General features: G+C 71.1%; 21 protein-coding genes. 8 read left to right on the top strand and 13 right to left on the bottom strand.

Going from position 1 to position 18,634, the window contains the following annotated elements; genetic code table 11:
• Positions 1-48: 48 nt before the first annotated feature.
• Complete coding sequence (locus tag BCF44_RS03725; protein WP_116172595.1) at positions 49-498, top strand: gamma-glutamylcyclotransferase family protein; 450 nt, start codon at positions 49-51, stop codon at positions 496-498.
• Positions 499-543: 45 nt separating this feature from the next.
• Here the strand turns inward: BCF44_RS03725 and BCF44_RS03720 are convergent, their stop codons facing one another.
• The 6 genes from BCF44_RS03720 to BCF44_RS03695 form a co-directional block, all read right to left on the bottom strand.
• Complete coding sequence (locus BCF44_RS03720; protein WP_246014806.1) at positions 544-1,443, bottom strand: endonuclease domain-containing protein; 900 nt, start codon at positions 1,441-1,443, stop codon at positions 544-546.
• Between the two features lie 128 nt (positions 1,444-1,571).
• Positions 1,572-2,864: an amidohydrolase gene (locus tag BCF44_RS03715; RefSeq protein WP_116172594.1), complete on the bottom strand. Its 1,293-nt coding sequence runs from the start codon at positions 2,862-2,864 to the stop codon at positions 1,572-1,574.
• A complete protein-coding gene (locus BCF44_RS03710) occupies positions 2,861-4,054 on the bottom strand; it encodes a M20 family metallopeptidase (protein WP_246014805.1) in 1,194 nt (397 codons plus the stop codon). The genes BCF44_RS03715 and BCF44_RS03710 overlap by 4 nt, the downstream gene beginning before the upstream one ends.
• A 190-nt stretch (positions 4,055-4,244) precedes the next feature.
• A complete protein-coding gene (locus BCF44_RS03705; protein WP_116172592.1) occupies positions 4,245-4,475 on the bottom strand; it encodes a hypothetical protein in 231 nt (76 codons plus the stop codon).
• A 23-nt stretch (positions 4,476-4,498) separates the two neighbouring features.
• Positions 4,499-5,914: a xylulokinase gene (xylB, locus tag BCF44_RS03700; RefSeq protein ID WP_116172591.1), complete on the bottom strand. Its 1,416-nt coding sequence runs from the start codon at positions 5,912-5,914 to the stop codon at positions 4,499-4,501.
• A 28-nt stretch (positions 5,915-5,942) separates the two neighbouring features.
• Positions 5,943-6,599 (bottom strand): GOLPH3/VPS74 family protein, encoded by a 657-nt coding sequence (locus tag BCF44_RS03695; RefSeq protein ID WP_170217311.1) that lies wholly within the window; start codon positions 6,597-6,599, stop codon positions 5,943-5,945.
• Positions 6,600-6,687: 88 nt separating this feature from the next.
• Between BCF44_RS03695 and BCF44_RS03690 the strand changes: the two genes are divergently transcribed.
• Positions 6,688-8,130 (top strand): APC family permease, encoded by a 1,443-nt coding sequence (locus BCF44_RS03690; protein WP_246014803.1) that lies wholly within the window; start codon positions 6,688-6,690, stop codon positions 8,128-8,130.
• 3 nt (positions 8,131-8,133) lie between these two features.
• Positions 8,134-8,721, top strand: a complete 588-nt coding sequence (locus tag BCF44_RS03685) for an N-acetyltransferase (protein WP_116172589.1) — start codon at positions 8,134-8,136, stop codon at positions 8,719-8,721.
• On the opposite strand, the gene BCF44_RS03680 is transcribed toward BCF44_RS03685, so the two are convergent.
• Entirely contained in the window at positions 8,718-9,527 is an 810-nt protein-coding gene (locus BCF44_RS03680; RefSeq protein WP_116172588.1) for an LLM class flavin-dependent oxidoreductase, read from the bottom strand. The two genes, BCF44_RS03685 and BCF44_RS03680, sit on opposite strands and share 4 nt — an antisense overlap.
• An 84-nt stretch (positions 9,528-9,611) precedes the next feature.
• Here BCF44_RS03680 and BCF44_RS03675 point away from each other — a divergent pair, with 84 nt between their 5' ends.
• The 4 genes from BCF44_RS03675 to BCF44_RS03660 all read left to right on the top strand — a co-directional run bounded on the left by BCF44_RS03675 (position 9,612) and on the right by BCF44_RS03660 (position 14,411).
• Positions 9,612-10,163, top strand: a complete 552-nt coding sequence (locus tag BCF44_RS03675) for a TetR/AcrR family transcriptional regulator (RefSeq protein WP_116172587.1) — start codon at positions 9,612-9,614, stop codon at positions 10,161-10,163.
• Between the two features lie 5 nt (positions 10,164-10,168).
• Entirely contained in the window at positions 10,169-11,851 is a 1,683-nt protein-coding gene (locus BCF44_RS03670) for a serine/threonine-protein kinase (protein ID WP_246014802.1), read from the top strand.
• A gap of 21 nt (positions 11,852-11,872) precedes the next feature.
• Positions 11,873-12,688: a purine-nucleoside phosphorylase gene (locus BCF44_RS03665; RefSeq protein WP_211352866.1), complete on the top strand. Its 816-nt coding sequence runs from the start codon at positions 11,873-11,875 to the stop codon at positions 12,686-12,688.
• Between the two features lie 73 nt (positions 12,689-12,761).
• Entirely contained in the window at positions 12,762-14,411 is a 1,650-nt protein-coding gene (locus BCF44_RS03660) for a phospho-sugar mutase (protein ID WP_116172586.1), read from the top strand.
• A gap of 4 nt (positions 14,412-14,415) precedes the next feature.
• On the opposite strand, the gene BCF44_RS03655 is transcribed toward BCF44_RS03660, so the two are convergent.
• Positions 14,416-14,748: a hypothetical protein gene (locus tag BCF44_RS03655; RefSeq protein WP_116172585.1), complete on the bottom strand. Its 333-nt coding sequence runs from the start codon at positions 14,746-14,748 to the stop codon at positions 14,416-14,418.
• A 236-nt stretch (positions 14,749-14,984) separates the two neighbouring features.
• Here BCF44_RS03655 and BCF44_RS03650 point away from each other — a divergent pair, with 236 nt between their 5' ends.
• Positions 14,985-15,437, top strand: coding sequence for a flavodoxin family protein (locus BCF44_RS03650; protein WP_116172584.1), 453 nt, complete (start codon positions 14,985-14,987; stop codon positions 15,435-15,437).
• Between the two features lie 46 nt (positions 15,438-15,483).
• Here BCF44_RS03650 and BCF44_RS03645 read toward each other — a convergent pair whose 3' ends face one another.
• The 5 genes from BCF44_RS03645 to BCF44_RS03625 all read right to left on the bottom strand — a co-directional run bounded on the left by BCF44_RS03645 (position 15,484) and on the right by BCF44_RS03625 (position 18,633).
• Positions 15,484-16,470, bottom strand: a complete 987-nt coding sequence (locus BCF44_RS03645; protein ID WP_116172583.1) for an aldo/keto reductase — start codon at positions 16,468-16,470, stop codon at positions 15,484-15,486.
• Positions 16,471-16,481: 11 nt separating this feature from the next.
• Positions 16,482-17,402, bottom strand: coding sequence for an aldo/keto reductase (locus tag BCF44_RS03640; RefSeq protein WP_116172879.1), 921 nt, complete (start codon positions 17,400-17,402; stop codon positions 16,482-16,484).
• Between the two features lie 56 nt (positions 17,403-17,458).
• Positions 17,459-17,857 carry a MerR family transcriptional regulator gene (locus tag BCF44_RS03635; RefSeq protein WP_116172582.1) on the bottom strand — a complete coding sequence of 133 codons (399 nt, stop codon included), beginning with the start codon at positions 17,855-17,857 and terminating at the stop codon, positions 17,459-17,461.
• 197 nt (positions 17,858-18,054) lie between these two features.
• Entirely contained in the window at positions 18,055-18,432 is a 378-nt protein-coding gene (locus BCF44_RS03630; protein WP_116172581.1) for a type II toxin-antitoxin system death-on-curing family toxin, read from the bottom strand.
• Complete coding sequence (locus BCF44_RS03625) at positions 18,433-18,633, bottom strand: ribbon-helix-helix domain-containing protein (protein ID WP_246014835.1); 201 nt, start codon at positions 18,631-18,633, stop codon at positions 18,433-18,435.
• Position 18,634 lies beyond the last annotated feature (1 nt).

Here is an 18,634-nt window from a genome sequence, read left to right as displayed (position 1 = left end):
CGCTCGGCGTCCCGACCCCTGATCACATCGGTCGCTAGGCTGTCGGTCGTGCCGCTCTACGCCGCGTACGGATCCAACATGGACCCGAACCAGATGATGGAGCGAGCCCCGCACTCCCCGATGGCGGGGACCGGGTGGCTCGCCGGTTGGCGCCTGTCCTTCGGCGGCGAGGATCTCGGCTGGGAGGGCTCGCTCGCGACCATCGTCGAGGACCCCGACTCGCAGGTCTTCGTCGTGCTCTACGACGTCAGCCCCCGGGACGAGGCCAGGCTGGACCGCTGGGAGGGCTCGCTCGGCCTGTACAAGAAGATCAGGCTGCGGGCCCAGACCCTGGAGGGCACCGTCGTGGCGTGGCTCTACGTGCTCGACGCCTACGAGGGCGGCCTCCCCTCCGCCCGCTACCTCGGCGTAGTGGCCGACGCCGCCGAAGCCGCCGGCGCCCCCGACGACTACGTCAACGACCTGAGAACCCGCCCCTGCCGAGGCATCACCGGCTAGACCAACCCCCGCGAGTCGCGCTCTCAGACACACCGAATGTAAGCCTCAGGCCGACAACCGGCGGCTGGCCAGCGCCTCTCGAACCTCGCTGACCAGCCGAAACGGCGCCATGAGGTCGTCGATCGTGGCACGGATGACGAGCCAGCCCCGCCCCGCGAGGTCCGCGTCACGGGCCCGGTCTCGATCCTTCCGCTCGGCGTGGGCTGCATACCCGTCGTATTCGACGGCGAGCCGGTACTCGGGCCAGGCGAAGTCGAGCCGGTACAACTCGTGGCCGTCGATCGTGGTGATCGAATACTGCGGAACCGGCACCGGCAGCTCACGGTCGTAGAACATCAGCAGCAGATGGCTCTCGAACGGCGATTCCGGCAACCCGGTCGCCAGGTCGAGCAACAGTCGAGCCTGCCTCGTGCCGCGAATGTCCTCACGGGCGCTGATCGCCCGCGACACCGAGTCACGAAATCCGGGCCGCTGGGCCTCGGGCAGTCCGCCGAGCATCTGATCGGCGCAGGCCAGGGCGGTGGGCCGGCGCGCGCGACAGAGGAGGTCGGCCAGCACCAGATCGGGCGCGAGCAGCCGCAGGCCATCGATCTCGACAACGTCGTCCTCGGTGAAGGTGCCATTGTGGACGGCGATTCCCGGCACCCTGGATATGCGCCGCACATAGGGCACGAGAACGTCGATCGGGGCGAAGTCGGCGGCGGTGCAGCCATACATTCGAGCCGCCGTGTGTCTGGTCAGCACCGCTCGTTCGCCGGCGAGCAGCAGTGCGGCCGCGGCCCGGGTGCGCAACTGGTTCGCCAGGTCCCTACGCACCACCACATGCCTGTGGAAGGCGACCAGTTGGCCCTGCTCGGTCGCGGTGCGCACCGGATAGCGGCCGACTGCGGCAATGAGGTCGCGCCGCCGGTAGGCGCCGTGGAGTCCGTTCGGTAGTTCGATCACGGATCCACGGTGCCGCCGGCGGCACGCTGCCGAAAGCCCCACTCCACAGACTGTGGATAACTCCCACAGGGTGTGGATAACTGCCTGAAACCTACATTCGGTGTGCCTGAGAGCGCGACTCGCGGGGGTTAGGCGAGGGAGGTCAGGGCGGTGTGGACCATGACGCGGACGCCGGCGAGGAGGGCGCGTTCGTCGAGGACGAAGGTGGGCTGGTGGAGGTCGTACTGACGGCCCTCACCGGACCAGACGCCCAGACGGGCGAAGGAGCCGGAGACGTGCTCCAGGTACCAGCCGAAGTCCTCGCCCCCGGACGACTGCTCGGTGCCGGCCAGGGCGTCCTCGCCCAGCGCCGCCTCGATGCCGGCGCGCAGCACCGCCGTGCTCTCGGCGTCGTTCACCACCGGCGGCACGCCGCGGCGGTGCTCCAGCTCGAAGCCGACGCCGGTGGGCCACAGCAGGGACTGCACGAGGTCCTTGACCAGCGGCTCCAGGTCGTTCCACACCCGGTGGTCGCCGGTACGGAGGGTGCCGCGCAGCAGGCCGTCCTGCGGCACCGCGTTGGCGGCCTGGCCGGCGTGCACCGCACCCCAGGTCAGCACCGTGCCCGAGCGCGGGTCGACGCGCCGGCTGAGCAGCGCCGGCAGGCCGGTGATCACGGTGCCGAGGGCGTGCACGAGGTCGGCGGTCAGGTGCGGCCGCGACGTGTGCCCGCCGGGCGAGGTGAGCTTGAGCTCCAGCAGGTCCGCGGCCGACGTGATGGCCCCGACGCGGGTGCCGACGCGGCCGACCTCCAGCCGCGGGTCGCAGTGCAGGCCGAAGATCCGGTCCACGCCGTCGAGGCCGCCGGCCGCGATGACGTCCAGCGCGCCGCCGGGCATGGACTCCTCGGCCGGCTGGAAGATCAGCCGGACCCGGCCGGGCAGCTCCGGCGCGGACGCCAGGGCGAGCGCCGCGCCGAGCAGGACCGCCGTGTGGGCGTCGTGGCCGCAGGCGTGGCAGGCGCCGTCGTTGACGGACGCGAAGGCCAGGCCGGTGTTCTCCTGAAGCGGCAGGGCGTCGATGTCGGCCCGCAGCGCCACGCAGCGCTCGCCGGTGCCGATGTCGCAGATCAGGCCGGTGCCGCCGGGCAGCACGGTCGGGTGCAGACCCACCGAGCGGAGCACCTCGGCCACGAGCTCCGTGGTGTCGTTCTCCTGCCGGGACAGCTCCGGGTGGGCATGGATGTGCCGCCGCCAGGCCACGACGTCGGCCGCACCCGAGGCCAGCCACTCGTCGAGCCAGGCCGGGCCGCGCCCGACGCCCAAGTCCGCCACGTCGGACATGCTGACCCCGGAATCGGTGATCAGCACGTCGGACTTCTCGTCGTGCCGGCGGCCGTCGCCCTCCATGGGCAGTTCGGGCCGCGAGTCCAGCACGGTCACGCCGCACCTCCAGCGCGTGCCACGCGGCTGGCCACACCGGCCAGCAACCTGTCCCGCTGGGCGGGACTGGTCGCCGCGGCCACCGCCGTCCACGCCAACGCGAGCGCGCCGTCCAGCACGGCACGGTCCCCGGTCGGTGTGGCGCAGGCGGCGGCGAACTCCGGTTGGTGGTTCACCGCGTCTCCGCAGTCGATCGCAATTGATGGGTGGATACCGGGCAGCGCTCGGGTGACGTTGCCCATGTCGGTGCTGCCGGTCAGGCGGAGCAGCTCGTCTTCGTGACTCATCGGCGTACGGCCGATTTCCGTCACGGCCGCGCGGTACGCGTCGGCCAGCCACGGGTCCGGCGCCAGCTCGGTGTACTCCGCCGAGATCTGTCTCACCTCGTGCGTGCACCCGGTGCCGACGGCGCCGGCGGTGAAGCAACCCTGGATCCGGTCGACCAGGCGCCGCAACGACTCATAGTCTGCCGCGCGCAGGTAGAACTGGGCAGAGGCCAGGGCCGGCACAATATTGGGCGCGGCCCCGCCGTGCGTCACGATGCCGTGCACCATCTGCCTCGGCTCCAGGTGCTGACGGGCCAGGCCGATGGCGACCTGCGCGACGGTCAGCGCGTCAGCGGCGTTCACGCCCAGTTCGGGCGCGGCCGCGGCGTGCGAGGCCCGGCCGGTGTACTCGACCTCGAGGTCGACGATGGCCAGTGAGGGCGACGCGACCGCCTCGTACGGCGCGGGATGCACCATCATGGCCAGCCCGACGCCGTCGAACACGCCCCGTTCCAACAGCTGGACCTTGCCGCCGCCGGACTCCTCGGCCGGGGTACCCACGAGCTTGATCGTTACGCCCAGCTCGTCGGCGACGTCACGCAGCGCGATCGCGGCGCCGGTCGAGGCGGCGGCGATGATGTTGTGCCCACAGGCGTGGCCGACCTCGGGCAGCGCGTCGTACTCCGCGCACAGGCCGATGACCAGGTCTCCGTCGCCGTACGTGGCGGTGAACGCCGTGTCCAGCCCGGCGACGCCGCGCTGCACCTGGAAGCCCTCGCGCTCGGCGAGATCGGCCACCTTGGCGGCGCTGCGGTGCTCGCGATAGGCCAGCTCGGGCTCGGCGTGAATGCTCCTGGAGAGGCCCACGAGCGCGTCCGCGTACCGCTCAACGGATGAACGGCAGGCGGCCTTGGGGTCTCTCACCCCAACCATCCTGCACCAAGCGTGCTGGCCGCTCGCTGGAGTTTCGTCCCTTCAGGGCCAGCCGGCAGCCAGATTGCGACGAACGGTGCAGCGGGTCGCGGAAAGTTATGCCTGGCTGTAGCCGACCCGCGGTTGATGATCATGAATTCGTCTGCGGACGGTCAACTGTCCCACATCGTGGGAAACGGGATCAGCTGCTCTTCTGACGCTTCTTCCGGATCCGCCGGCCGTACCAGACGATCGCGAACAGCACGATGACGATCAACGCGATGATCAGCTTCTGCCGCGCGTCGTCGGACAGGCTCTGGTTCTGCGGCGGGTTCAGCGACGGGCCGGGCTGGGGTGTGGTCTGCCCGAACGCGGGGGCCGCGAACAGCACGCCGAACACCAGCACGGTGACGAACGCAGTCACCCGGGCCATGAACCGCCTCCTCAGCCTGTTGATCACCAGCCTACGTGGCCGTGGATCTGCGCGACAGCCGCCGTGTAGGCGGCGCGCACCTCGGCCCCGCCGCCGGTCGGCGGCAGCGCCTCGGCGTGCACGGGCCAGTCCGGCGGCTCGGCCGCGCCGGACAGCGCCCACGCCGCCTGCCGGGCCGCGCCCAGCGCAACGTACTCGGCGGGCTCGGGCACCTCGACCGGCGCGTCGAACAACCCGGACGCGACGGCCTGCACGGCCGCCGACCGCGCGGCGCCGCCGATCAGCAGTACCCGCCGGGCCTGCACGCCAACCCGGCGCAGCTCGGCGAGCCCGTCGGCCAGCCCGCACAGCATGCCCTCGACGGCCGCGCGCGCCATGTTCTCCGGCGTGAGGTTGGTGCGGCGAATGCCGGTCAGCGTGCCCGAGGCGTCCGGCAGGTTGGGCGTCCGCTCACCGTCCAAATAGGGCACGAGCACGAGGCCGCCGGAGCCCGGTTCGGCGCGCAGCGCAAGGGCGTCCAGGCCGGCGAGGTCGGTGCCGAGCAGCGCCGCCGTCGCGGTCAGCACCCGCGCGGCGTTCAAAGTGCAGACGAGCGGCAGGTAGCGGCCGGTCGCGTCGCAGAAGCCGGCGACGAACCCGGTCGCGTCGGCGCTGCCCTTCTCGGTCACGGCGAAGACCGTGCCCGAGGTGCCCAGCGACACGACGACGTCGCCGGGTCCCGCCTTGAGCGCGAGCGCCGCGCCCATGTTGTCCCCCGTGCCTGCGGCGATCAGCATGCCGTCCGTGGTGCGCCCGCTGGATTCGGCCGGTCCCAGCAGGCGGGGCAGCCGGGGGGTGCGGCCGCCGAAGGCTTCGGACAGCAGGTCCGGCAGCCATTCACCGGTGTGCGGCGAGAAATAGCCCGTGCCGGACGCGTCGCCGCGGTCGGTCGCCGGTTCCGAGCCCGGCTCGGCCAGCCGCCAGGACACGAAGTCGTGCGGCAGCATCACGCGGTCGACCCGATCCGCGGCCGCCGGCTCGTGCTCGGCCAGCCACGCCAGCTTGGTCACGGTGAAGCTCGGCACCGGCACCGAACCGGTCAGCTCGGCCAGCCGCTCGGGGCCGTGCTTGGCGACGAACCGCTCGGTTTCGGCCGCCGACCTGGTGTCGTTCCACAGCAGCGCGGGCCGCACCGGCCGGCCGTCGGCGTCCACGGTGACCAGCCCGTGCTGCTGGCCGGCGACCGCGATCGCGGCGATCGGCTCGGCCACGTTCCCGCGGGCCTCGGCCATCGCACGATCGCAGGCGACCTGCCACGCCTGCGGGTCGACCTCGGTGCCCTCGGGGTGCGGCGACCGCCCCTCGCCGACCACCCGGCCCGTCTCGGCCTCGACCACCAGCGCTTTCGTCGACTGCGTTGACGAGTCGACACCGATCACCAAGGTCACGTCCTCGATCAAACCCGAGCCACCGGCCCGGCGGAAGGCTTCAACGGCGGTCGCCGCCGTACACCGAGGCCACGAGCGCCGCCTCGACGGCCGCCAGCACCTCGGCGGCGGCCGGCGGCATCGGCTTCGCCGCGCGGTCCAGCCAGGCCCGCAACTGCCGGCGGTCCAGCTGCGGCTCGCACAGGTCGTCCAGGCCGAGCTGCCAGGCCAGCAGCGCGAGGCTCACGTTGTAGACGTCCGGTTTGGCCGGTCCCAGCACCGCCGACCGGATCTCGGCCCGCCCGCCGGCCGCGACGAGCAGGTCCACCGGCGGGTAGCGGAAGGTCCGGCGCAGCAGCCCGCGCTCGGCGATCTTGCTGATCAGGCCGGCCTCGGCGAGCTGGTCGACCACCATGTCGACGACGGCCGGCCGCAGATGGTCGATCCACTCCCGCAGCGGATATGCGACCGGCTCCGCGGCGATCTCGGCGACCACGGCGGCCGATGCCCGGTCGGCGTCGCGGCCGTGTTTTCCAGTGACGATCGGGCATCCGCCGTTGACAGATATCCGCCCGGTGAACAATAGATCGCAGATAATTGCGCCCGACAAACATATCTCCAGGGCCGGCCGTGCCACCTGCGGTTTTCCCGTGAACTCGTCGTGGGCGAGGTAGAACAGGGCCTCCACCAGGGGCGGACGGGAGTTCACGGCGGGCACGCACGGGAAAACTAGCGGCTGCGTGATCCGCTGTCGAATGGCTACGATCGGCCGCCAATGGTGGGATGACTGCCCCTGGGGGAAATCTGTGGCCACTCGAACACCGCTGCGGGAACGCGGCCTTGCCCGCCCGCGCCTCGGAGTCGTGCAAATTCTGTTCTTCGTAGTCGGCGCCTCCGGCCCGCTCTACGCAATCGCCGGCGGCGTGACCGCGACGTACGCGGTGACCGGCGTGATGGGCGTGCCGCTGTCCTTCGTGCTGCTGGCGCCGGTGCTCGCGCTGTTCGCGGTCGGTTATGCCGCGATGAGCAGATACATCACCAATGCCGGCGCTTTCTACCCGTATGTCGTGAACGGATTGGGACGTTCCAGCGGCGTCGCGGTCTCGTTCGTGGCGCTCGTCGCGTACAACGCCATCCAGATCAGCATCTACGGCCTGTTCGGCTGGTCGCTGTCGAACTGGCTGAACCCGCTGCTCGGCATGGACACGCCGTGGTGGCTGTGGGCGCTGGTGATCGCGCTGGTCATCGGCACACTGGGCGTGCTGCGCGTGGACCTGAACGCCAAGGTGCTCGGCGTGCTGCTGGTGCTGGAGTGCCTGGTGATCGTCGTGACGGTCGTGACGCTGCTCGGATCGCCCGACGGCGGCGGAGCCCCGTCGCTGGCGCCGTTGGCGCCGAGCAACCTGTTCACCACCGGCGTCGGCGCCGTGTTCGCGTTCTCGATCGCCGTGTTCACCGGCTTCGAGGGCGCGGCGACCTACAGCGAGGAGGCCCGGGATCCGCGCAAGACCGTCGCCCGCGCCACCTACCTCGCCGTCGCGTTGACCGCTATGCTGTACGCCCTGTCGGCACTGGCGATGGCCGACGCGGCCGGACCGTCCAACATCATCGGCGCCGCCCAGCAGTCCGGGCCCGGCCTGCTGTTCGACCTCACCGCGACGCGGCTCGGCGGCCTGTTCTCCAGCGTCGCCTACGCCCTGTTCATCACCAGCCAGTTCGCGTCGCTGCTGAGCTTCCACAACGCCATCGCCCGCTACTTCTTCGCGCTGGGTCGGGAGGGAGTGCTGCCGGAGGTGCTCGCCCGCACCAACCGCCGCACCGGCGCGCCGGCCGCGGGTTCGTTGCTGCAGACGGCTTTCGGGCTGATCGTGGTGGCGGTCTTCGCCGCCTTCGGCCGGGATCCGTTCACGGAGTTGTTCAGCTGGCTGGGCACCATGGCGTCGACCGGCGTGGTGCTGGTGATGGCGGCCGTGTCGGTGTCGGTCATCGGCTTCTTCCGCAAGCGGCAGCACGAGGAGACGCCGTGGCGGCACACCGTCGCGCCGGCGCTGGCGACCGTGTTCCTGCTGGTGATCTTCGTCCTGATCATCTGGAACTTCGACGTGCTGCTCGGCACCGCCGGCGACTCGCCGCTGCGCTGGATCCTGCCCGGAATCCTCGTCCTGGCGGGCATTGCCGGCTTCGCACGGGCTTCCGTGCTGCGCGGCCGCAAGCCCGAGGTGTACGCCGGCATCGGAAAGGCGGACTGAGCCGTGGAGGACGTGATCCGGCCGGCCTCGCGGTCCGAAGTGGACGTCGTCGCGCGGGTGCTGTCCGAGGCGTTCCAGGACGATCCCGTGAGCACGTGGGTGTTTCCGGGCGGCGAGCGCCGCCGGGAGCTGCACCCCGAGTTCTTCCGCGCGTTCACCGAGGCCGCCTTCGCCGACGGCGAGGTGTATCTGGCCCATGACCGAACCGCCGCGTCGCTGTGGTTCCGGACCGAGGGCGGCGAGAGCCCGGAGGAGTTCCTGGACCGGTTCGCCGCCCTCGACGAGGAGGATTTCCTGCGGCTGAAGGAGATCATGGAGCTGCTCGGCGCGAACGGCGCCGACTCGGCGCCGCACCTGCACTGGCAGTTCTGTGGCATTCTGCCGTCGGCGCAACGGAAGGGGCTCGGCAGCGCGATCGCCCGCCAGCACTTCCGGCGGCTGGACGCCGACGGCATCCCCTGCTCCGGCGAGGCCAGCTCCCCGACCAGCCTCCGGCTGTGGCGGCGGCACGGTTTCGTGGACGCCGGCGAGCCGTACGGGCCGCCCGGCGGGCCCCTGTTCTACCCGATCTGGCGGGAGCCGCAGGGCTAACCCTTCAGTGCGGCCAACGTTCGCTCGCGTTCGGGGCCGGCGACACTGACCAGCAGTTCGGTGACGCCGGCCTCCTCGAGTCGACGAAGTTCCGCCGCCACGACCTTTTCGTCGCCGATGATGGCCGTCTCCACCACACTGGTCAGTCCTTGACGGTCGAGGTGCCTGCGGTAGTTGGGCAGGTCGCCGACCGCGGACGTCTCGGTGGCGATCTGCTGGCGCAGCGCGTCGGCGTCGTCGGTGACGCCGACCATCGCCGTGAGCACGATCTCCTTGCCGTGCAAGCGAGGTGCGACCAGTTCGGTGACGCCCTTCGCCGTCGTCCACACGAGGATCGTGCCGTCGGCGAGCTCGTCGGCGATGCCCAGCATGACCGGCCCCAGCGCGGAGATCAGCAGCTTCGGCGGCCGCACATCGGGGATGTGCGGCGGGTTGTGCAGCAGCGGCCGGAGCTTCGTCAGGTAATCCCGAATGTGCGTGGCCGGTCGGTCGTAGCTGACGCCGTAGCGCTCCTCCACCGCTGGTCGGTGGCTCGGCCCGATGCCGAGCACGAACCGGTTGCCGGTCGCGGCCTGCGCGGACAGCGCCGCGGCAGCCAGCGCCGCCGGGTGCCGCGGGTACGTCACGGTGACCGCCGTGCCGATGTCGACGCCCGGTACGCGGGCGCCGATCAGCGCCGCCAGCGTCACCGGGTCCCAGCCGACCGTCTCGTTGACGTAGACGGCGTCGACCTCGGCCGCCGCAGCCTCCTCGACCAGGTCTTCCAGCGTCCGGTCGACGCTGTTCAGGAACACCCCGAGTCGCATTGCCTCCCCCTAACATGAATCATGGATTCCGGTTACCGACCCTAGCGTAAGGTGAATCCGGAATTCCACTTCTTGGGAGGACTTGTGCGGGCCGATGCGCGGCGCAACCGCGAGCTGATCGTGCGGGCGGCGACGCGCGTCTTCATGGACACCGGCTGCTCGGGGTCCATGGAGGACATCGCCCAGGCCGCCGGCCTCGGCGTCGGCACGCTCTACCGGCACTTTCCCGATCGCGCCGGGCTGCTCGCGCTGATCACCTGCGACGTCGTCAGCCGGCTCGCCGCCCAGGTCGAGGCGGCCGCCGCGACCGACCTGCCACGCTGGGAGGTGCTGCTCGGCTACGTGCGCGACGCCGTCCGCGAACCGCTGGCGATGCTCAAGTCGGTGTCCACCGACGACCCCGTCGTGGCCGGGCCGGCCGAGCGGCTGCACGCCGTGCTCGGCCGGGTGGTCGAGGGCGCGCAGGCCGAGGGCAGCCTGCGTGCCGACCTGGAAACCGCTGCGGTCACTGACCTTCTCGGCCTGGTGGTCTGCCGCCCCGGCGCCCGGGACGACGATCCTCTCGCGACAGTCGTCCTTGACGGACTGCGGGCGCCGGGCCTGGAGAACCGGCCCGACGCGATTCGTGGACAATGACCGGCATGTCCACGCCGGAACCCCCGCCGCCCGCCCGCGTGATCGCCGGCCGGTACCGGCTCGAACACGTCCTGGGCAACGGGTCGATGGGCACGGTGTGGGCCGCCTACGACGAGTTCCTGCAACGCAAGGTCGCCGTCAAGGAAGTGCTGCTGCCGCCGGGCATCCCGGCCGGAGAGGCAGACGCGTTGCGCGAACGGACACTGCGGGAGGCGCGGGCGATCGCCGTGCTGTCCCACCCGAACGTGGTGACGCTGCACGACATCGCGCGCCAGGACGGCGAGCCGTTCGTGGTGATGGAGCTCGTGCCGTCGCGCAGCCTGGCCGAGGTGGTGCGCCAGCAGGGTCCGCTGAACACCGCGCAGGCCGCCGCCGTGGCCGACGCCGTCGCCGCCGGGCTGGAGGCGGCGCACCGGGCCGGCATCACGCACCGTGACGTCAAGCCGGGCAACGTGCTGGTCGGCTACAGCGGCCAGATCAAGCTCACCGACTTCGGCATCGCCCGCAACGTCGCCGAGAGCACGATGACCAGCACCGGCATCATGCTGGGCTCGCCGGCCTACATCGCGCCGGAGGTGGCCTCCGGCCAGGCGGTGACGCCGGCCGCCGACCTGTGGAGCCTCGGCGCGACCCTGTTCGCGGTGGTCGAGGGCGTGCCCCCGTACGACGCCGACGACGACCCGCTGGACACCGTCACCGAGGTGGTGCACGGCGACGTGCCGCGGCCGACCAGGGCCGGCGCGCTGGAGCCGATCGTCACCGGGCTGATGGTCAAGGACCCGGACGCCCGGATGGCGCTGACCGAGGTGCGCCGCCGGCTGCGCCCGCTGCTGTCGGACCCCGGCACCGGGCTGTTCCCGATTCCCGACCCCGGCAGCACACCGCCGCCCCCGTCCCGGCCGCGCCGCCCCGCCGCCTCGCTGTCCAAGCAGTTCGCGCCGCCGAAGGCCCCGATCGCGCCGACCGACACGCCGCTGGCCAGCGACCCGGGCCCGCTGCCGTTCACGGTCAGCCCCCCGCCCGCGCCGCGGCGGCGTCGCGGCAAGCTCGGAACGGCGGTCTTGGCGCTGGTCGCGGCGGTGATCGTGGTGCTGTCGCTGGCGGGCGGATTCGTGCTCACGCGCTTCCTCGGCGGCCAGTCGCTGCTGCCGCCGACGGTGGCCTTCGCCGGCACCCTCAGCCCGTCCACCACGCCGAGCGCCACCAAGATCGCGACCACCCGCGTGCAGGCCAAGGCCGTGATCACGACCGGCGGCGCGGGCGGCTCCGGCGGCGGCTTCGGCCTGGACGTGCCCAACGACTGGCAGCAGTTCATCCAGACCCGGCCGAACACCGACCTCCTGCCGGGCCGCGCGCAGGTGTTCTTCATCAGCCCGGACGGCGTGCAGGAGCTGTCCGTGCAGCGCTTCCCGCAGTTCACCGACGTCGACAAGTACCTGACGGCGGTGCAGGACCAGCCGGCGAAGGTCCTCGCGAGGACGCCGATCCAGGTGGAGGGCTTCACCGACGGCCAGGAGATCCAGTACCAGCAGGAGCAGCCCGGGTCGATCCAGTTCACCATCGCCATGGTGCTGGTGAAGGGCGACGACCTGTGGGTGGTCGGCGCCAAGGCCCCGGTCAGCCACGGCGACAGCCAGGTCAAGAGCCTGTTCACGCAGATCGCCGAGCAATTCCGGGTCACCGGCTGAGGGTGATTTAGAGTCGCCGGTGTGACCGGTATCAGCGAAGACTCCATCACCCCCGACGCGCTCGCGACGGCCGCCGCGGCGGCGCTCGTCGAGCGCGTCGGCATCGCCCAGCACGACGTCGCCGTGGTCCTCGGCTCCGGCTGGCGGCCGGCGGCCGACGTGATCGGCGAGGCCGAGCACGAGGTGCCGATGCCGGAACTGCCCGGATTCCGGGCGCCGACCGCCGTCGGCCACGGCGGCACCATCCGCTCGCTGCGCATCGGCGGCAACCGTGTCCTGATCATGCTGGGCCGCACCCACCTGTACGAGGGCTACGGCGTCGACCCGGTGGTGCACAACGTGCGCACCGCGACCGCCGCCGGCGTGCGCACCGTCATCCTCACCAACGCCGCCGGCGGCCTGCGCCAGGGCATGTCCGTGGGGCAGCCGGTGCTGATCAGCGACCACCTCAACCTCACCGCGCGCTCGCCGCTGGTCGGGGCCCGGTTCGTGGACCTCACCGACCTGTACTCGGCGCGGCTGCGGGACGTGGCCCGCACCATCCGTCCGGACCTGGAGGACGGCGTCTACGCGGCGCTGCCCGGCCCCCACTTCGAGACGCCGGCCGAGATCCGGATGCTGCGCACCATGGGCGCGGACCTGGTCGGCATGTCCACCGCGCTGGAGGCGATCGCCGCCCGCGCGGCCGGCGCCGAGGTGTTCGGCCTGTCGCTGGTGACGAACCTGGCCGCCGGCATCACCGGCGAGCCGCTCAACCACGAGGAGGTCCTGGAGGCCGGCCGGCTGGCCGCCACCGACATGGGCACCCTGCTGCGCGATCTGGTGGCGAAGGCATGAGTGAGCTTGCGAGCGAACCATTCAACGCGGAGCGTCCGCGGACGCGGACACCGAGCGCTAGCGAGGTGCCGCAGTGAGCATCGCGCCGGCGCTGCGGGACGCCACGTTCCGGTGGATCGCCGACGACCCGGACCAGGATGCCCGCACCGAGTTGCAGGGCATCCTGGCGCAGGCGATCGCCGGCGACCAGGCGTCGATCGACGAGCTGGCCGACCGGATGGGCGGACCGCTGACGTTCGGCACCGCCGGGCTGCGCGGGCCCGTGCGCGCCGGCGCGAACGGCATGAACGAGGCGGTGGTCGTGCGCACCACCGCCGGCCTCGCGGACTGGTTGCAGCGCAACGGTCACGGCGGCGGTGTGGTCGTCGTCGGCCGCGACGCCCGGCACGGCTCGGAGCAGTTCCACCGGGCCGCCGCCGGCGTGCTGGCGGCGGCCGGCTTCGACGTGCGGGTGCTCGACGGGCCGCTGCCGACGCCGGTCACGGCGTTCCTCGTGCGGCGGCTGAACGCGGTCGCCGGCGTGCAGATCACGGCGTCGCACAACCCGCCCGCCGACAACGGGTACAAGCTGTACATCGAGCACGGCGCCCAGATCGTGCCGCCGACCGACCGTCAGATCGAGGCGGCGATCGCGCAGGTGCCGGCCGCCGTCTCGGTGCCGCGTTCGACGAACTGGACGACCGTGTCCGCTGACGACGTCGCCGCGTACGTCACGCGGGCGGCGAGCCTGCCGGTCGGCGGCGTGCGGACGCTGCGGGTGGCGGCGACGCCGATGCACGGCGTGGGCGCGGCGACGCTGGCTTCCGTGCTGGCGGCGGCCGAGTTCACCGACGTGCACTTCGTGCCGCAGCAGCAGGATCCGGACGCCGACTTCCCGACCGTGTCGTTCCCGAATCCGGAGGAGCCGGGGGCCACCGACTTGCTGCTGGCGCTGGCCGAGTCCGTCGATGCCGACCTGGCGATCGCCCTCGACCCGGACGCCGACCGGTGCGCGCTGGGCGTTCGCGAGCGCGACGGCTCGTGGCGGATGCTGCGCGGCGACGAGACCGGGGTCCTGCTCGGCGAGCACGTGCTGTCCACAATGGACGCCACCGGGGCATTGGTGGCGACCACGATCGTGTCGTCCTCGCTGCTGTCCAAGGTCGCCGCCGCGCACGGCGCCCGCTACGACGAGACGCTGACCGGCTTCAAGTGGCTGGTCCGGGCCGGCGACGGCGCCGGAACCGGCCTGGTCTACGCGTACGAGGAGGCGCTGGGGCACTGCGTCGACCCGGACTACGTGCGGGACAAGGACGGCATCTCGGCCGCGGTGCTCGCGTGCGACCTGGCCGCCGGGCTCAAGGCGGAGGGCCGGACGCCGCTGGACGTGCTGGACGATCTGGCCGTTGCGCACGGTTTGCACCTGACCGACCAGGTTTCGCTGCGGGTGACCGATCTGGGGCGGATCGGCGTGCTGATGGCCAAGCTGCGCACCGAGCCGCCGGCGGCGCTGGCGGGCGTCTCGGTGGCCGCGGAGGACCTGCGGCCGCGTGCCGACGTGCTGGCGCTGCGGGGCGAAGGGGTGCGGGTGCTGATCCGGCCGTCGGGGACGGAGCCGAAGCTCAAGGCGTACCTGGAGATCGTGGAACCGGTGCCGGACCGGGACGGTCTGGCCGCCGCGCGGCAGCGAGCCGTGGCACGGCTGGCCGCGCTGCGCGGCGACGTTGCCGCGCTGTTCGAGTGACGGCTCAGCCCGCCGCGATGACCAGCGAGCCCACGGCCACCACCAGGAACACGCCAGCGAGCACATAGGGGATGTTGCCCGGTCCCGACACCGGTCGGGGCCGGCCCTCCGTCATGCCGGCGATGGCCGCGCGGCCGAAGGCGTAGGCGACGGAGCACAGGCACAGTCCGAAGGCGAGCAGGACCGTGTTGGCCGAGTAGGGGGTGTGGTCGATGCCGGGCCACAGCGACAGGACCACGAGCGGTGCACCGATCAGGCCGATGCCTACGGCGAGCCAGCCCGCGTAGATCACACGCTTGCGCCGGCTGCCGGACAGGAGAGTCGAGGTTACGTCCACAGTTCTTCCATCTATACCAGCGTTTCTCTTTGATGAGACGGCCGGGGTGGCGATCCGGTTGCCTCGAGTTCCGCCCGTTTCCCTTGACGCGTCGGCACATCGCGTCTGACACCCTGCGTCACCCGTTGCGCATTCACATCGCGGAATCGCGCAGGCAGCACGAATGTCGGCGGTGTCCGCGGCTACGCACCGTCGACCGGTTGCGGCGGCGCGGGCGGCTCGGCATCGTCTGATGGGTGCCCCGACTGCTGATCGTGCACCACACGCCGTCGCCGAATCTTCAGGCGATGTTCGAGTCGGTTGTGGCCGGAGCCACAACGCCGGAGATCGAGGGCGTGGAGGTGGTGCGCAAACCGGCGCTCGCCGTCACGGCCGTCGACGTCCTGGAGGCCGACGGCTTCGTGCTCGGCACGCCGGCGTCGCTGGGCTACATGTCCGGGGCGCTGAAGGTGTTCTTCGACCTCGTGTACTACCCGTGCCTGGACGCCACGCAGGGTCGCCCGTACGGGTTGTACGTGCACGGCAACAGCGACATGTCCGGCGCCGTGCGCAGTGTGGAGGGCATCACCAAGGGGTTGGGCTGGAACCGCGTCGCCGAGCACGTGCTGGTCACCGCCACGCCGTCGAGGGACGACCTCCAGGCCTGCTGGGAGCTCGGCGCGACGGTGGCCGCCGGCCTCATGGCATGACAAAGCCGCCGGCCTCGGGTTTCGAGACCGGCGGCTCTCGTTCACGTCACCTGTTGACCGAACGCAGCCCTGCTTCGGGATAGCGCGCTCCCGCGACGGCGTCGAGCGGGACGGCCGCCTCGATCGCGGCGATGTCGTCGGCGGTCAGCTTCAGGTCGGCCGCGGCGACGTTCTCCTCCAGGTACTTGATCCGCTTGGTGCCCGGGATCGGCACCACGTCCTGGCCGCGGTGCTGCACCCAGGCCAGCGCCAACTGGCCGGGCGTGACGCCGCGCTCGGCCGCCAGCGCCTTCAGCGCGTCGACGATCGCCTGGTTCTTGGCGAGGTTCTCCTCGCTGAACCGCGGCTGGAGGGCGGCGCGGAAATCGCCCTCGCCGAAGCTGTCGGTCGAGGTGAAGCGGCCGGTCAGGAAGCCTCGGCCCAGGGGCGAGTACGCCACGATGCCGATGCCCAGCTCACGGCACACCGGGACGATCTCGTCCTCGATGTCGCGTGACCACAGCGACCATTCCGTCTGCAAAGCGGTGATCGGGTGAACGGCGTGCGCGCGGCGGATCGTCTCCGGTCCGGCCTCCGACAACCCCAGGTAACGGACCTTGCCCGCCTGCACGAGCTCGGCCATCGCGCCGACCGTCTCCTCGATCGGCACATTCGGATCGACCCGATGTTGATAATATAGATCAATGTTGTCAACATTGATCCGCTGTAGACTACTATTGACGGCCTGATGCACATAAGCGGCGTCGCCGCGAATGCCCCGCAAGCCCGGGTCGTTCTTGTCGCGGACGAAGCCGAACTTGGTGGCCAGCACGATCCGGTCGCGCCGGTCGGCGATGGCCTTTCCGACCAGTTCCTCGTTCGCGCCGATGCCGTACATGTCGGCGGTGTCGAGAAGCGTGACGCCCAGGTCGATCGCGCGATGGATGGTCGCGATCGACTCCTCGTCGTCGCCCTGTCCGTAGAACTCGCTCATCCCCATGCAACCGAGGCCCTGCGCGGACACCTCCAGGTCGCCGAGCTTGCGCGATTCCATCTCTCTCCTTGTCAGCGTCCGACGAGTTTCTGCATTTCGGGGCGGTACCGGTCGCCGACCACCGCGTCGACGGGCGCGGCAGCCTCGATCGCCGCCAGGTCGTCGGCGGTCAGCTTCAGGTCGGCCGCGGCGACGTTCTCCTCCAGGTACTTGCGCCGCTTGGTGCCCGGAATCGGCACCACGTCGTCGCCCTGGTGCTGCACCCACGCCAGCGCCAGCTGACCCGCGGTGACGCCGCGCTCGGCCGCCAGCGAGTTGAGCTCGTCGACGATTGCGAGGTTTCGGTCGAAGTTCTCGCCGCTGAACCGCGGCAGGCTCCGCCGCATGTCGTCGGAGTCGAGCTTGTCGACCGACGTCACGCTGCCCGTCAGAAATCCCCGGCCGAGCGGCGAGAACGGCACGATGCCGATGCCGAGTTCGCGGCAGACCGCCAGGATCTCCGCCTCGATGTCCCTGGTCCACAGCGACCACTCGCTCTGAAGTGCCGTGATCGGGTGCACCGCGTGCGCCCGGCGGATCGTCTCCGGTCCGGCCTCCGACAACCCCAGGTAACGGACCTTGCCCGCCTGCACGAGCTCCGCCATCGCGCCGACCGTCTCCTCGATCGGCACATTCGGATCGACCCGATGTTGATAATATAGATCAATGTTGTCAATATTGATCCGCTGTAGACTACTGTTGACGGCCTGATGCACATAAGCGGCGTCGCCACGGATGGCGATCGCGCCCTCCGTGGACACGAACCCGAACTTCGTCGCAATCGCCACCTGGTCGCGGCGGCCCTTGAGGGCCCGGCCGAGCAGCTCTTCGTTCGCGCCGCGGCCGTACTGGTCGGCGGTGTCGAAGAGCGTGACGCCGAGGTCGATCGCCCGGTGGACGGTCGCGATCGACTCGGCCTCGTCGCCCTGGCCGTAGGACTGGCTCATGCCCATGCAGCCCAGACCCTGCGCGCCGACCGCCAGCTCGCCGAGCCGCCTGGTCGGAAGCGTCACGCCGACACCTCCTGCACCAGCGACTCGCCGGCCATCTTGGCCTCGATGTCGGCGTAGTTGGTGATCTTGTAGTCGAGGATGGCCAGGCACGCCTGGAGTTCGGCGATGCGCTGCCGGACGTCCGTCCGGTGGTCGTAGAGCAGCTGCTTGCGCCGGCCCGCCGTGGCCAGGCCCTTGTGGCGCAACTGGGCGTATTCGCGCATCAGCCGGATCGGCATCCCGGTCGTGCGCAGCTTGGTGAGGAACTCCAGCCAGGAGAGGTCCTCGTCGGAGTACGAGCGACGTCCCCCCGAGTCCCGGGCCGGTGGGTCGACCAGCCCGATTCGTTCGTAGTAGCGGAGGGTGTCGATGGACAACCCGCTGCGTTCCGCTGCCTGGGCGATCGAGTAAGTCACGACATCGACCGTAGAAGCTGGAGTGCGCTCCAGGTCAAGCGTGACCACTCGTCGAACCAGTAGCAAACGTTTGTCCACAGCCCTCGAGTTATCCACAGCAAGATCCACAACCAGCGAACACGCCCACCCCGCCGAGTAGGCTGGCAGCGGGGCCGGCCCCCAGGGTTGGGCGGGGGCGTTTCCGCGGTCCGGCGAAGTCAGACCTTGGGCACGGACCAGTTCTCGAAGCGGGTGGCGAGGTCCACGACCTCCAGGCGGCCGTGGGCCACGGCGCGGACGACGCCCAGGGCCTCGTCCTCGTCGGCGTCGATCCACCAGCCGTTGATGTCGCACAGGGCGACGGCGGCGACCCAGCCGAGGCGCCAGTTGCCTTCGGCGAGGGGGCGGGTGCGGACGATGGAGTGCAGCACGGCGGCGGCCTTGAGCCAGAGGGTGTTGTAGGCCTCGACCCCGAGCACGGTGGCCCGGGGTCGATGGGCGGCGGAGTCGAGCAGGCCGAGGTCACGGACGACGAGGTCGCCGCCGGTGACGGCGGTGGCCAGCACGAGCAGGTCGCCGGCGTCGAGGTAGTCCACTCAGGCCGGACCGAACCGATCGAGCAGCCCCTGGTAGCGCGGCAGCACCCGGCCGAGCACCTCGCCGAGCTGCTCCTCCTTCTGCAACCGGGCCCAGCGCTCGGCCAGCGCGAGTCGCACGATCTCCTGCTTGGAGCGCCCCTCGGCCGCCGCCAGCTCGTCGAGCTGGCGGTTCTCCTCGTCGCTCAACCGCAGAGTCATC

The sequence above is a fragment of the Kutzneria buriramensis genome (assembly GCF_003387475.1).
Taxonomy (GTDB): Bacteria; Actinomycetota; Actinomycetes; order Mycobacteriales; family Pseudonocardiaceae; genus Kutzneria; species Kutzneria buriramensis.
The sequence above is the reverse complement of the archived record's forward strand: the minus strand, read 5'-3'. Positions and strand labels throughout refer to the sequence as shown.